This window comes from Neoaquamicrobium sediminum (genome assembly GCF_040970315.1).
GTDB classification, from domain to species: Bacteria; Pseudomonadota; Alphaproteobacteria; order Rhizobiales; family Rhizobiaceae; genus Aerobium; species Aerobium sediminum.
In genome coordinates this window covers 1-13,101 of record NZ_JAZHFV010000004.1, presented here as the reverse complement: position 1 = coordinate 13,101, position 13,101 = coordinate 1, and the positions used below count along the sequence as shown (strand labels likewise).

Genomic DNA, 13,101 nt, shown 5'->3' with positions numbered 1-13,101 from the left:
GGAGAATGCGCCGAAATTAGTTCGTATGCAAACGATATCGAGAAGCCGCCCTTGCCATTCCATCATTTCGCCGCCAGCTTGTGCCGCCAGCCAAACGGAGAGAGGCCATGAGTGAGAAAGCGCTGATCGTCATCGACGTCCAAAACGATTTTTGTCCCGGCGGCGCGCTGGCCGTTGCGGGTGGCGACGAGATCGTGCCTATGGTCAACCGGCTGATCGGCGAGTTCGATCACGTGGTGCTCACCCAGGACTGGCATCCCGCCGGCCACTCGAGTTTCGCATCCGTCCATCCCGGCAAAAACCCGTTCGAAACGACAGAAATGCCTTACGGCACGCAGACATTGTGGCCGGACCACTGCGTGCAGGGCACGGATGGGGCGGCATTCCACGCGGACCTCGAGTGGACCAAAGCCGAGCTGGTCATTCGCAAGGGGTTTCGCCCCGCGATCGATTCCTATTCGGCGTTCTTCGAGAACGACCGTAGGACGCCGACGGGCCTCGCTGGTTACCTGCGTGAGCGCGGCATTTCCGACCTGACGCTCGTCGGCCTCGCCACCGATTTCTGTGTCGCCTATTCCGCCCTCGACGCCGTCCGCTCCGGTTTCAAGGCAACCGTGCTACTCGATGCCTGCCGGGCGATCGATCTCGGCGGTTCGCTGGCGACGATGAAGGACGAGATGGCCAAGGCCGGAGTAACGCTCGCCTGAGCGATCAACTGACGCCCACATATCGGTGGACATAGGCGGGATCGGCGCGCACCTTTTCCACGTCGACGGTCTCGCGGTTCTGGCCATTCTCGATGAAGGCCACTCGGTCGGCGAGCGATAGCACCGCGTCGACACGCTGCTCGACAAGGATGGTGGACACCCCCCGTTCGCGCAGCCCGGCCACCGTCTCGCGGATGCGCGCGATCATCGACGGCATCAGCCCTTCCGTCGGCTCGTCGAGCAAAAGCACGTCGGGCTCGATGCACAGTGCCCGCGCCATCGCCAGCATCTGCTGTTCCCCGCCTGAAAGCGTGCCCGAGCGTTGCGACAGGCGCTCGCGCAGGACCGGAAAAAGGTCGAGCACGGCTTCGCGCGTCACGCGGCCCTTACCCCGCGCCATCAGGCCGATCTCGAGATTTTCGGCAACCGTCAACTCGGCGAAGAGCCGCCTGCCCTGCGGTACATAGGCAACACCTGCCTTGGGCACCTCGTGGGGGGCGAGCTTCGACAGGTCGGCCCCGTCCTTCACGATCGTCCCGCCGCGCACCGCGACCAGCCCCATGATCGCCTTGAGCGCGGTCGTCTTGCCGGCGCCGTTGCGCCCGAGCAGGCACAAAACCTCGCCCCTGGTCAGCGCCAGGTCGAAGCCGCGCAACACCTGCACCTCGCCGTAATAGGCATCGACCGCGGAAAGCGTGAGCACGTCACCCATCGCTGCCGGTCCCCAGATAAGCGTCCTGGACAGCGTTGTTGGCGCGAATCTCGTCCGGCGATCCTTCGGCAAGCACCTGGCCGAAATTCATCACCGTTATCCTGCGCGCAAGATCCATCACCACCTGCATGTTGTGCTCGATCAGGAGCACGGTGGCATCGCTGGCGATCTCGCGAACCAGCGCAATGAAGCCCTCGACCTCGCCGTCCGATAGTCCCTGCGTCGGCTCGTCCAGGATCAGCAGCTTCGGTTCCAGCGCCAGCCCCATCGCGATTTCGACGAGCCGCTGGTGGCCGTAGGCGAGGTTGCCGGCAAGCGTACCGGCCCGCTCGGTGAGGCCAACGCGCTCCAGCGCTTCGCCGACACCCGCCTTCAGCGCAGATGGCTTCGGCCGCCCGGCCGAAAGCAGCCGACGCTGCACCGACAGCGCGACATTGTCGAAGACCGTCAGTCGCGGAAAGATGCTGGTGATCTGGAACGTATAGGCAATGCCGGCGCGCACGCGCCTGTGCGCCGGCAGCGCGGTAATATCTCGCCCCTCGAACACGATCGCGCCGGAGCTTGGCGCAATACGCCCGCAGATCAGGCTCACGAAAGTGGTCTTGCCGGCGCCGTTGGGTCCGATGATCGCCCGAATCTCGCCCTTCTCGAGCCTGAAGTCGACGCTCTCTACGGCCTTGAGCCCGCCGAAATGGCGCGTCAGAGCGCGTGTCTCGACAAGCGCCGTCACGGCAGCCACCTTAGCCAGCGCTCGCGGACCGACCCGAGCAGGCCCTTGGGGAAGAACAGGACCAGCAGGATCAGCGCCACGCCGACGACAAGCAGATAGGCGGCGGTGTACCCCGAGCTGTAGTCGATGATATAGAACATGAAGAGCGTGCCGAGCAGCGGCCCCAGCGTAGTCGCAGCCCCCCCGAGCAGCACCCACAAAAGGGGCAGGATCGAGTACTGGATCGAGGCGAAGCCGGAACCGACATAGCCGAACAGCAGACCGTAAGCCGCGCCTGCTGCCGCGCAGAAAAGCCCGGACACAACCACCGCCGTCAGCTTGGCGCGGAACACGTCGTAACCAAGCATGCGCATGCGTTCCTCGTTCTCGCGGATCGCCACCAGCGTGCGCCCGAAGGGCGAGCGCACGAGCCGCAGCATGACAAGCAACACGACGGCGAAAAGCGCCAGTGCCAGCATGTAACGCGTCGACGGGTCGGAGAGATTGAGGCTCAAGCCGCCGAATTCGAGGCTGCGCATTGCCTGTGACAGCACCAGCCCCTCCTCGCCCCGTGTCCATGTGGTGAAGTAGAGCGTGCCCAGATAGAACACCTGCGCGAACATCATGGTCACGATCATGAAGGCGACGCCGGTGGTGCGCAGAGCCAGCACGCCGACGACGGCCGCGACGGCCATGCCAGCCAACAGACCAGTGCCGAAGGATACGGGCACGCTCCAGCCAAGGTGATAGAGCGGCAGGCCCGCCCCATAGAGCCCGGCGGCAAAGAACATCGCATGGCCAAGGCTGAGAAGGCCTGTGTAGCCGAAGAGCAGATTGTAGCCCATCGCGAAAACCGCCAGCACCAGCACGCGCGAAAACACGCCGCGATGATACTCCGGCAGCAGGAAGTTGGCTGCGAGCAGCAGCGCGATCACGCCGAGGTGCAGCGCCCAGTCGCGCGTCGTGATGGTCATCGTGCCGGCACTCCGAACAGGCCCTGGGGCCGGAAGACGAGCACCATGGCAACGAGGCCTGTCGCCAGCATCTTGGCGAGCGTTGGCGAGAAGAAGACGGAAATGATGCCGTCCGAAAGCCCGATCAGCAGCGCTGCGATGACGGTGCCGCGCAGCGAGCCGAGCCCGCCGATGATGACGACGATGAAGGAGAGCAATAACGGATCGCGCCCCATCAGGTAGTGCGCCTGCTGGATCGGCACGATCAGCACGGCGGCAACCGCTGCAAGCATCGCACCGAGCGCGAAGACGCCTGCATAGACACGGTCGACCGGGATGCCGAACGCCTGCGCCGTCTCCCTGTCGTATTGCGTGGCGCGCATAACCAGGCCGATCTTCGTTCGCGTCAGCACGAACCAGGCCGCGAGTATCAGCACGATCGCCGCGACGATCACGAAAAGCTTGTAACCAGAATAGCCGAACCACGGGAGCTGGATACGGACGTTGAAGGGTGCCTGCACCGGCCGCGCATCCGCGCCGTAGAAGGTCAGCGCGAGCTGCTGGATGATGTAGAGTATGCCGATCGTCGCGACGATGGTCGCCTCGGGATCGTAACCCAGCCTGCGCAGCACCAGCCGCTCGGACAGGAGCGCCGCGCCACCCACGACCAGTGGCGCCACGAACAGCGCGGCTACGAATCCCACCGAAGGATGGCCGGCAAAGGCGGTCGAAACCGCCCAGGCCAGCACCGCGCCGAGCATGAAGAACTCGCCATGCGCGACGTTGACGACGCGCATAACCCCGAACACCAGCGACAGGCCAAGTGCCGTTAGCGCCAGCACCGCCGCCGTGACGAGACCCTCAAGCGAGGCGAGCAGGAAATAGGGTCCGAAGGCCATTCAGGTCTTTTCGATAGTTCGGCTCCCCTGCCTTGGCGAAGGCAGGGGTCGCGCCCGAAGGATAAGGCCGTCAGAGCGGCTGCGTGGTGTAGTCGGCTTCCGGCTCGTAGCGACCGTCCTCGATGGAGGTGCGGTGCACGACGTTCAGCCGCCCGTTCTCCACGACGGAGATGTTCTGGCTGCCGAAAACCTGATGGACCTTGCCGTCGAAGACCTTCGCACCCTGTGGATGCTCGGCGCCTTCTGGAAACTCGGTCATCGCCTCGGTCGCCTCGACCAGCTTGGCACGGTCCTCGGGACCACGGTAGCCGGCAGCTTCCATCGCTGCCTTGATGATGTAGAGCGTCTCCCAGCAGCCGAACATGTGGGCCGCCGTGGACACGTCCTTGGCATCGTTCACCGACGCGCCGTTCTCGTCGAGGCCGACAGCTTCGCGATAGGCTTTTTCATGCTCCGACGCGCCGTCCTGCAGATAGCGCGGCATGCCTTCCCAGAAATGGCTGCCCTCCAGGAATTCGAGGCCAGGGCTGTTGATGTCGACGGCCTCGAGGCTGTCGATGAAGCCGAACAGCTTCGGACCGCTGCCGCCGTAGAACTCGCCGAGTTCCTTGACGAAGGTCAGCACGGCCGGCCCCACCATCACATGATAGATCACATCAGTGTCCGACGGGATCTGCGGCAGGTAGCGCGTGAACGAGGACTCGGTCGGCGGGATCGGGATCTGTGCGATCACCTCGCCGCCCTGCTCGGCGGCGGCCGGCCCGAAGAAGTCGCGATGGTCGTGGCCGAACGCATAGTCCGGATAGATCATGGTGATCTTCTTGCCTACATTCGACGTGATCCAGGGCGCAACGGAGCGGCACTGCGCGCGTACATCGGTGATGCCGGGCTGGAGCACGTAGCGGTTCATCTTGCCGGAAGCGACGTGGTAGCCCTCGCTGACCACGTAATACGGCATCTTGAGTTCGCCGGCCGCCGGCGCGGAACCGACCACCACATGGCTGAACAGCGTTCCGTAGACGATGTCGGTCTTGTGCTGGTTGGCAAATTTCTCCACCACCTCGGCGCCGCGCGCCGCATCCGTGCCGTCATCCTCGGTGATGATCTCCACCGGGCGCCCGTTGATGCCGCCCGCGTCGTTGATGCGCTTGATGGCGGCAGCGGTTGTCCGCTCGTACCAGCGCCCGTAAGCCGCGCCGATGCCGGTGCGATGCGCCTGGAAGCCGATCCTGATCGGCTCCGACGATTGCGACTGCGCATAGCGCACGAAGCCCGGCGCCGTGCCGAGCGCGGCGGCAGCACCGAGCCCTTTCAACGCGCCACGCCTGGAAATGCCGGTCATTAGAAGGCTGGAAGGCTTGGTTCGATCGTTCATCTGGGTTCCCCTTGACGATAAGCCTGCTGGTGCAGCGTTCCGCCATTATCTGCTGCAGTTTCCGATGCTGAAAATTGCATGTGTACAAACTAAATCACCAATCCCCGGGACTGGCAACCGGACAATTCCGTTGCGGAAGGATGCGAGCCTCGAACAAGGCTCACGCCCCCGTGGGGGACGACAACAACCATAGGCCGAAAACAGTGTAGGCCACCATCAATACGGCCAGCGGCGCCTGACTGCGTGCCGTGGCCTTGGCACTTCCGTGAAGGCGAAACGCGATCGTGTGCGCGACCAGCACCGCCAGCACATGGCCGCCGATGATTGCGGCCGCCTGCATGTTCCAGAGCATCCACGCCCGCTCAGCGCCCATCAGCACGCCCGCCTGCACATGCAGGCCGGCTGTCCCGAAAAGATCCGCGCCATTCATCAGCGGGTCGGACAGTGCGGCTAGCGCATACTGCCCGTTCACCACCAGCGCGGCGAGGTAGTGGGAGAAATGATAGGCCATGGAGATCGGGATGATCGACCAGACCAGCGCGCCGGCGGCTAGCAGCATGGTGCCTGCCGCGCCCGCGAGCCGCTCGCCGAGTCCGATCGATGTGCAGAATGCGATTGCGAGCACGGCAAAGGTCGCAACCAGCCCAAACGTACCGAGCCCTATCACCGCGCTGCGGCCGGGAAACTCGAGCGGATTGATACCGAACAGCCCAAGCCAGAAGAAGGTGCGCATCAAGCCGTCGAACGAGACCGAGCCCAGCGCCAACAGCAGAAAGAGCGTGCCGCTTGGCGGCAACGGTTCCGCGTTCACCAGCTTCGCCCCCGGCGGGCAGAGCGCGACGCTGCGGCGGCCATCAGCGGTCAGATCCGCCTCCACCACACCGAGCCGGGCGATCATGCGCATGAACACCGAAAGGCACTCGCCGCGCCGCGACCATTGCTCGTGGCCGAAAACCAACATCGCCGCGAGGTTCGCCAGAAAATAGCCTATAAGTGCCACCGCCAGCCGTTCCGGGTCGTCCGGCGCCGGATAGATGAGTTCGAACCACGCAAAAGCGAAGAACAGAATGATCGCGGGCCAGTAGCCCAACCACACCGGCAGCGCGACGAAACCCTCTTTTCGCCCGGCGATTGCCGCCAGAGCGCGCCAGGGCGCATACCAGGGATCGATCCACCACCAGAGATTTCCGAACATGCCCTGGATAAGCGTCAGCCCGACCCAGAAGACGGTCCACACCATCAGCGGCAGCGGGTTGGAAAGCGGGTCGCGGCTGCCGAGGAAGCCTGCGGCCACCAGCGCGCAGACAAGCAGCAGGCAGGCCGCACTGCCCAAAAGTCGCGGCCACACCGGCACGCTTCCAAGCGGCACCCTTTGCCGCGCCAGCCGGTCGAGCGCGGGCAGCGGTGCGAACGCCAGCAGGATGAAGGTCAGGATGACGGCCGCAGCCCCGCCGACGAGATAATGCCCCGTCGGCAACAGCAGCACGTGGCCGCGATCGGCCGCATGCGCGAACGCCTGATCGGGCATCAGCGCGAGTAAGGCGATCGTCCAACAAGCCCCCGCAAGGCCGTCTCGGGACCATCGCGCAAACCGCTCACTCGCCATTGCCGCTGCCCTTCCCCTCGTGCAAGCCCGATGCCGCCGGCGGAGACTAGGCGAGCGGAGGCTGGCCTTGCAATCACGCAGCTTGCTTATCATCCGCTGCAACGCTGCGGGACCGCGCTCCCGCGTTCACGTAAGGCGGAAGAAAACTTCGTCCAGTTTGCTCTTGTCGCACGCCCCGACAATCGCTATGTGTGCGCCCGCGCCGGCAACGGCCCACGCGCCCCGCGGAGAGGTGGCAGAGTGGTTGAATGCACCGCACTCGAAATGCGGCATGGGTGCAAGCCCATCGGGGGTTCGAATCCCTCCCTCTCCGCCAGCGCTGACTATCATCCATCTGCTTTTATTGTATTTTTACACGATGCGGAGGGTTTAAGCCCTCAATTTACCCCACATTTTTTGGACGATAATACACCGCACCGATGGTTTCGTCGGACATCGCTCATAGAGCTGGTTATGCGCTCCGTTTCTGGCCATTTGCGCGGTCGCATTTTCTGCGAGAAGCGAGCACTGGCAGGGAGAGTGAACCTATCCTCGCTAACGCTCATCAACATGGAAAAGGAGGTCAGATTGGCCAAGGCGCGAAAGAAGGCAAAGCTGGCCAAGTTGCCGAAAGCTCGCCGTCGACCGAAAGTGGCTTCGGAGGTTCAATTGCCGTGGCGGGGCCGACACAACTACGTCCTCAATTCACAAACTGTGCTTCGAGATGTGTACCGTCTATTGTGCGCAGTACTGGCGGACGGCGAGCTCGCGCAAGTGGCGCGGGACGAACATGATGTGCTGGTCCATCTTAGAGATCAATTCATAGAAGACGAACTGGTTCACCTGCTGATCGCGACGGCGGTGATGAACCGATCGCATGATGACCACATGATGGGTCCGCGACAAGACAAGGCAGAGCTCAGCTTCAAGCCGGTAACCCATGCGTGCGGTACCCTTCTTCCGGATGTTGACAAAGACGTTGCCGAGGAGGTCGAACTCACATTCCGAGAAGCCTGCAATAAGATCATTCATGCTGATCATATCACAGCTGAGACCGAGCAACGAGAAGATGCTGCTTTCCCCGTGCTTCCCCAGACCGTCATCCTACGCGGTACGCAAGGCAAGAAAGCGTGGCAGGCGATCTTAAATATACCTGATTACGCTCGCGCGACGCTCGTCAATTTTCGCGATCTTTGATGAGGCGAATCGTACTGGCCGACGACGTCGATCCTTACAGGGGACATGGTGGGATGTTGCAGTCTGGGCGGCGACACTCTGACACTCACCCGGCTGCCGCACCGCACTATTCCTGCACATATGGTAGGTTTTGGACATTCAGGAAATGAAATGTTGGCTGCTTGCGGGGCGGGCCGTTGACGGGAAGGGGGTTGGATGGGCTGCGAACATAGCGCTCCCAGTTGATTGAAATATGCGCTCCGGCAAACCAGCCAACCCTGCCTCTCGAATGACGGCGACGCGACATGTTTCACTTCGCGGTATGCCCTGACGTGACAGGTGCCCGGTGACAGATCGGCCCGTAACATGAAGGTTGACCCCGACTATTTGTGACACGGTACGCTCGGGTCAAAACCCCGAGGTGACACATGGCACGAATTGGATATGCGCGCGTGAGCACGAACGACCAAGATCTTGAAGGGCAACTCAAACGACTAGAGGCCGAAGGCTGTGACGTGGTGCGCGCAGAGAAAATTTCTGGCGCTTCGCGTGAGGGCCGCGCCGAACTCGAAACGATCATCAGTTTCCTCCGGCCGGGCGACGAACTGGTCGTTACGCGGCTTGACCGGCTTGGCCGAGCTACCCGCGACGTACTCAATCTTGTTCACGAGTGCGAACAAAAGGGCGCCTCCGTTACCGTGCTCGACCCGAATGTCTCTACTCGCGGCGACATGGGTCGCGTTGTCATCACAGTGCTGGGCATGGTCGCGGAAATGGAACGTCGCTTCATAAAGGAGCGGCAACGCGAAGGGATCGAGCAGGCGAAGGCGAAAGGTAAATACAAGGGTGGCCGACCGCGCATCGACCACGGTCGTGTTCGTCAACTTCGTACGGAGGGCCTTGGGCCATCAGAGATCGGTAAGCAGCTTGGATGTTCTCGGATGCAGGTGTACCGGATACTTGAACTGCCAGCGTCGGAACGGCCACAAGAACGCACCCGTACAAGCGGAGGTCTCTGATAAATATCGCCTTGTAATTGACTGCGAGCATCGAGCGTCCCGGGAGTATCAATATGACGTTGCTGCGGATGGGGGTAAACGCGCGATCGGATGTGGGAAGACGGGTCGCAGGGCGATGGGCGTCGCGCTTCGACTTCGAGCGCGCAATCACGAAACTCAGGCCATCTCGGCGTATTTTCCGACAGGGCCATCCCGCTTCTTTCATCCGGATTCAAACTTCGTGGAATGTGAACGCAATGCATTCTGATACTTAGAGCGAAAGCAGAGATACGGCTGTGCGGGCGAACCGATAGCGAGTTCAAGCACCAGACAAGGACAAGATGGCGTGGATTAAAGCCAGTGACGGTTCGATCGTTGATAAGAACGGCAAGGTTGTTTTTTTCAGCGCTCGGCGGTTCATCAACGACATATGCAATGGCAATTGCTGCTTTATTTGTGGCGCGAAGCCAGAAGAAAAGCCATTCAATGAAGAGCACGTCTTCCCCGAATGGCTACTCCGGCGATACAATTTGTTTGCCCGAACAATAACGTTGCCCAACGGGCAGAAGATGCGCTACGCCCGCCACACTGTCCCATGCTGCGCCGAATGTAATTCGCTAATGGGGAACGAGATCGAGGAACGGATTAGCTCGGTCATCGACGGTAAACCTGACTCCATCCAGAACTTCCTTGCGAATGGCGGCAGTCTAGAACTCTTCGTATGGCTCGGCCTTATCTATTTGAAGCTACATCTAAAGGACAGGACATACCGGACGGAGCCCGACCAGCGGATTCCGAGCGGCATGATCGCCGACGACTATGATTGGGACCTGCTGCATCACATACACACCGTCGTGCGGTGCTTCTACGTTCCAACGATAATCGAGGCGAACGTCATGGGCTCGCTGCTTGTCCTCCCATGCCGTCAGGATGGGAGTCCGGACCGATTTGATTTCGCTCAGTTCCATTTTGGCCAAACGATGATGCTCCGCTTGGGAGAAGCGGCCATCTTTGTCGTATTCAACGACTCGACTGGCGCACTGCGCTTCTTTCAGGAAAACAAACTGGCGAAGATCACTGGGCCGATCAACGAGCTGCAAGCTCGCGAGATTATGACCGAGTTCGCGTTGTTGAACATGCACCTAAAGGAGCGACCAGTGTTTCGCAGCGAGCTGGATATGGGAAATGAACAGCACAAGATTGTCGCGCACCTCCCAGATCGACCCGAACTGCAAGAGTGGAATTATGAATTGCGGGGGCTAATGTTATGGAACATCTTCGAGTATGCATGGCCACAACTAAGGTTCGCAGGCGTCACGAGGGACAAAGTCGAGAGAGCAATTTTGGGCGGCAAGCTGTCAGTGCTATTCGATGACAAAGGCAACTTCATTGGAAGTACTACCAACTCCATTGAATAAACACCACAATGACGCTCGACGCCACCTATGTGCAGCGCTTCGCCTAGGCCACAGAAGCCCCACTCGCTCGGCTTCGTGCGAAATTGCGAAGCCACATCCACGATGCACCACTTCAATAACTTGTTGATACCCAGCGCGCTGGCTGCAGCAATACCCGAAACCTATCGATTCCGTGAGTGTATGTTAGGCGTATCGCGACGACGTTGGAGCTCGTTATTTTTTGCTGCGGAATTTTGATAGGAGCTCTTCTGTGACCCAGTAATGTTTTCGAACATCGTCGAAGAGCCGATAGTACCGGATCTTAAACGCTTTGAGAGCTGTCTCGAATTGCACCATTACCAGAACCGCGTCGCTCACCTGCGGCAGAGCAGCATCATCCAATATCTCAAGGTAGTTACCTGCTGGCTCATCCTTCAAGATCACCAATAAATCAGCCAACACGCGATTAATCAGCGTGACCTTGCTCTTGCTCATTGTCGCCTCGGGCTTCTTCCTCGAGAGCTCCCGAACCTCGCGAATGATGCCTTCAAATATTGGATGGCTGGACTCGTAGATAGCGACCGTTGCGGCTGTAGTGACGTGTTCGAACTCAGCATCGTACGTTTTCATTTTTTCCCCTCGCCAACTCTTGAGGGCGCGGCACCTTCGTACGTAGAAAGCTTTCCGCCAAGCAAGTAGTACCACCTGTAGCTACTGGTAGACCAACCAACATGGTCGGATCGGAATCTCTCGGTCTGATCCATGTATTGGGTGAGGATCATTGTAACGTCGCTATTGGTTGGCACATCGTCAGCATCGAATTGTTCGAAGTCGTCGAACGGTTTGTAATCGCCCTCCAGGATGTCATTCGCTGAAGCAATAACTTTGTTCACAAGCTTTAGCTTGAACACATTCAGTCCATCGTTCGGAGACTTCTTTGCTAGCTGCGATATCTCCGCGTGCAGCCCCTTCAGCTGTCCAATGAGTTTTTCCAGAGAATAAATATCTTCCTCGCTTTTCATCGTTCTCCTTAGGGGCACTTAGCCCTGAACTCGTTGTATTTCTTTACGATCACATCTATCGGATCGCGCTGCTTGCTTTCAAAAAGTTCAACCATCTGCCCAACGTCATCGTCGGTGAGCGCGATTAAAGCCTTTCGCTGACCGGACCAAAGATCGATAGTCCTAGTAAACACCGCCTTTTTTAGTGGGTTCCGGGTGACAAAAAGCCCAAATTTGCCCAGCTCCTCGGCTAGATAGCGATTGAGCTGATCAACGTGCTCGCGGCTAATTTCTGCGACGTTTTTCATTTCAACGGTGATCTGCCTAGAGCCGTAGTCTTTGTGCATATCCTGCAGGAAAGGTGTGCTTAATGTATTATAGAATATAAGATCTCTGATACTTGCACCGCTGTCTGTTCTCGCTTGCTCTTGGGCAAAATCTAGTTTCGGATATAGGAGTGATGGCAATAACTGACCAATAGCCTTTTCATATTTCTGGTCGGAGTTGTCGTCTTTTCCGGTGGGTAGCTTCCTAATTGCCGCAAACTTACGCTTTGCGGATGTAATCGGAATCTGTGAGAATAGCGGATCATTTTTGCAATCCTCGAACGTACGCTCTTTTGTCTGCACATAGGCATCAACAATGCCATAGTGATCGCGATTGTAATCTAGAACCTCTACACGGGTAAGCTCTTCCGGCTTATGCGATATCTCGTCCTGCGGACAGTAGGTTTCAAAGTAGTCATCGTAGCTGAGCCAAGGCACGAACCGCAGCCATCTCTTGGGTACAAAGAGAAGCGGTCGGCCGTCAGATGGATGCACCGGGAGCAGCAGTCCTCGCTGCGTTTCAAATACGTTTTTCCGGTAGTCGTAGACATTTTCAACATCAACCGCTTGCCGCGGAATACCTATCTTATCGCACTGCTGAATAGTAAAATCGATCAAAAATGACTTAAGAAAGCTGCAGCTGATATCGCTAATTCTATCTTTAGAAATACCGTCTACGAATAACTGTATTTCTTCAAAGTGGCGGAATCCACTTTGAGAATAACGAGGAATCCGCTTGAAGAGGGCCAAAATCTCCTTCGCCTTCCCCTCTCCTATACGCTTCCCTTTCCTAGTGGCCGAAGACCCTAACCCAACTTCGTCGCACTCGGATGCCGCAATTAGGGTCGCTTGGGCTTGCGCTTCATGACCTTTAGAAACAAGTTGGCCAAGGTGGTTGAATGCGTTGATGAGGCTTGTATGAAGCGCCTGATCCTGTTGCGAAGGTGACCTCCACAACATGAATGGGTCAACGTATAGTGGGATATCTTCATCGAAGAACGGGATCGCGAAATCCAGCTCTTGCTGAGCGACCATGATTCCGTGATGGTCGGTTAGCCTAGGCCGGATCAGTGCCATTGCTGAGCTGCCCCGTCTCGCCAACGACACGACTGTCGCTTAGTCTGGATAATATTGAGCTCCAAAACTATCGCGCGTATTCTATCTGTCAACGGCGGAGCAAAAACCGGCCATTGGGCGGCGCAAAACCAGGCCACTGGCGCTGCTGCGAGCGGGGAACGTCGGGAGGGCGTAGCCCGACCAGAG

Annotated in this window: 13 protein-coding genes and 1 tRNA gene; 5 read left to right on the top strand and 9 right to left on the bottom strand. The window is 59.2% G+C overall.

Annotated elements, in window-relative coordinates; genetic code table 11:
* The first annotated feature begins 107 nt into the window (after positions 1–107).
* Positions 108–707 (top strand): bifunctional nicotinamidase/pyrazinamidase, encoded by a 600-nt coding sequence (gene pncA / locus V1479_RS13220; protein WP_368803307.1) that lies wholly within the window; start codon positions 108–110, stop codon positions 705–707.
* A gap of 4 nt (positions 708–711) precedes the next feature.
* Here the strand turns inward: pncA and V1479_RS13215 are convergent, their stop codons facing one another.
* The 6 genes from V1479_RS13215 to V1479_RS13190 all read right to left on the bottom strand — a co-directional run bounded on the left by V1479_RS13215 (position 712) and on the right by V1479_RS13190 (position 6,883).
* Entirely contained in the window at positions 712–1,419 is a 708-nt protein-coding gene (locus V1479_RS13215) for an ABC transporter ATP-binding protein (protein ID WP_368803306.1), read from the bottom strand.
* Positions 1,412–2,149: an ABC transporter ATP-binding protein gene (locus tag V1479_RS13210; RefSeq protein WP_368803305.1), complete on the bottom strand. Its 738-nt coding sequence runs from the start codon at positions 2,147–2,149 to the stop codon at positions 1,412–1,414. The genes V1479_RS13215 and V1479_RS13210 overlap by 8 nt, the downstream gene beginning before the upstream one ends.
* Positions 2,146–3,102, bottom strand: coding sequence for a branched-chain amino acid ABC transporter permease (locus V1479_RS13205; RefSeq protein WP_368803304.1), 957 nt, complete (start codon positions 3,100–3,102; stop codon positions 2,146–2,148). The genes V1479_RS13210 and V1479_RS13205 overlap by 4 nt, the downstream gene beginning before the upstream one ends.
* Entirely contained in the window at positions 3,099–3,980 is an 882-nt protein-coding gene (locus tag V1479_RS13200) for a branched-chain amino acid ABC transporter permease (protein ID WP_368803303.1), read from the bottom strand. The genes V1479_RS13205 and V1479_RS13200 overlap by 4 nt, the downstream gene beginning before the upstream one ends.
* Before the next feature lie 70 nt (positions 3,981–4,050).
* Entirely contained in the window at positions 4,051–5,355 is a 1,305-nt protein-coding gene (locus tag V1479_RS13195) for an ABC transporter substrate-binding protein (protein ID WP_368803302.1), read from the bottom strand.
* A gap of 160 nt (positions 5,356–5,515) precedes the next feature.
* Positions 5,516–6,883, bottom strand: a complete 1,368-nt coding sequence (locus tag V1479_RS13190) for a hypothetical protein (RefSeq protein ID WP_368803301.1) — start codon at positions 6,881–6,883, stop codon at positions 5,516–5,518.
* A gap of 304 nt (positions 6,884–7,187) precedes the next feature.
* On the opposite strand from V1479_RS13190, the gene V1479_RS13185 reads away from it, so the two are divergent.
* The 4 genes from V1479_RS13185 (at position 7,188) to V1479_RS13170 (ending at position 10,532) form a co-directional block, all read left to right on the top strand.
* A tRNA-Ser gene (locus V1479_RS13185) sits at positions 7,188–7,277 on the top strand.
* Positions 7,278–7,528: 251 nt separating this feature from the next.
* Positions 7,529–8,137 (top strand): hypothetical protein, encoded by a 609-nt coding sequence (locus V1479_RS13180; protein WP_368803300.1) that lies wholly within the window; start codon positions 7,529–7,531, stop codon positions 8,135–8,137.
* 407 nt (positions 8,138–8,544) lie between these two features.
* Positions 8,545–9,135, top strand: a complete 591-nt coding sequence (locus V1479_RS13175) for a recombinase family protein (protein WP_368803299.1) — start codon at positions 8,545–8,547, stop codon at positions 9,133–9,135.
* Between the two features lie 320 nt (positions 9,136–9,455).
* Positions 9,456–10,532: a hypothetical protein gene (locus V1479_RS13170; protein ID WP_368803298.1), complete on the top strand. Its 1,077-nt coding sequence runs from the start codon at positions 9,456–9,458 to the stop codon at positions 10,530–10,532.
* 213 nt (positions 10,533–10,745) lie between these two features.
* Here the strand turns inward: V1479_RS13170 and V1479_RS13165 are convergent, their stop codons facing one another.
* From V1479_RS13165 to V1479_RS13155, 3 genes are read right to left on the bottom strand one after another with little or no spacing between them, the layout of a single operon-like run.
* A complete protein-coding gene (locus tag V1479_RS13165) occupies positions 10,746–11,141 on the bottom strand; it encodes a hypothetical protein (protein WP_368803297.1) in 396 nt (131 codons plus the stop codon).
* On the bottom strand, positions 11,138–11,533 hold the full coding sequence (locus tag V1479_RS13160) for a hypothetical protein (RefSeq protein ID WP_368803296.1): 396 nt from the start codon (positions 11,531–11,533) through the stop codon (positions 11,138–11,140). Before V1479_RS13160 ends, V1479_RS13165 begins: the two co-directional genes overlap by 4 nt.
* A gap of 8 nt (positions 11,534–11,541) precedes the next feature.
* The gene (locus V1479_RS13155) at positions 11,542–12,915 is read right to left on the bottom strand and encodes a DUF8370 family protein (protein WP_368803295.1); all 1,374 of its coding nucleotides are present in this window, start codon (positions 12,913–12,915) and stop codon (positions 11,542–11,544) included.
* Positions 12,916–13,101: the final 186 nt, after the last annotated feature.

What these genes read in the sequence shown, in the direction of transcription:
- pncA (WP_368803307.1), top strand. Translation starts at nt 108, where the DNA reads ATGAGTGAGAAAGCGCTGATCGTCATCGACGTCCAAAACGATTTTTGT.
- V1479_RS13215 (WP_368803306.1), bottom strand. Translation starts at nt 1,419, where the DNA reads ATGGGTGACGTGCTCACGCTTTCCGCGGTCGATGCCTATTACGGCGAG.
- V1479_RS13205 (WP_368803304.1), bottom strand. Translation starts at nt 3,102, where the DNA reads ATGACCATCACGACGCGCGACTGGGCGCTGCACCTCGGCGTGATCGCG.
- V1479_RS13200 (WP_368803303.1), bottom strand. Translation starts at nt 3,980, where the DNA reads ATGGCCTTCGGACCCTATTTCCTGCTCGCCTCGCTTGAGGGTCTCGTC.
- V1479_RS13195 (WP_368803302.1), bottom strand. Translation starts at nt 5,355, where the DNA reads ATGAACGATCGAACCAAGCCTTCCAGCCTTCTAATGACCGGCATTTCC.
- V1479_RS13190 (WP_368803301.1), bottom strand. Translation starts at nt 6,883, where the DNA reads ATGCCCGATCAGGCGTTCGCGCATGCGGCCGATCGCGGCCACGTGCTG.
- V1479_RS13175 (WP_368803299.1), top strand. Translation starts at nt 8,545, where the DNA reads ATGGCACGAATTGGATATGCGCGCGTGAGCACGAACGACCAAGATCTT.
- V1479_RS13170 (WP_368803298.1), top strand. Translation starts at nt 9,456, where the DNA reads ATGGCGTGGATTAAAGCCAGTGACGGTTCGATCGTTGATAAGAACGGC.
- V1479_RS13165 (WP_368803297.1), bottom strand. Translation starts at nt 11,141, where the DNA reads ATGAAAACGTACGATGCTGAGTTCGAACACGTCACTACAGCCGCAACG.
- V1479_RS13160 (WP_368803296.1), bottom strand. Translation starts at nt 11,533, where the DNA reads ATGAAAAGCGAGGAAGATATTTATTCTCTGGAAAAACTCATTGGACAG.
- V1479_RS13155 (WP_368803295.1), bottom strand. Translation starts at nt 12,915, where the DNA reads ATGGCACTGATCCGGCCTAGGCTAACCGACCATCACGGAATCATGGTC.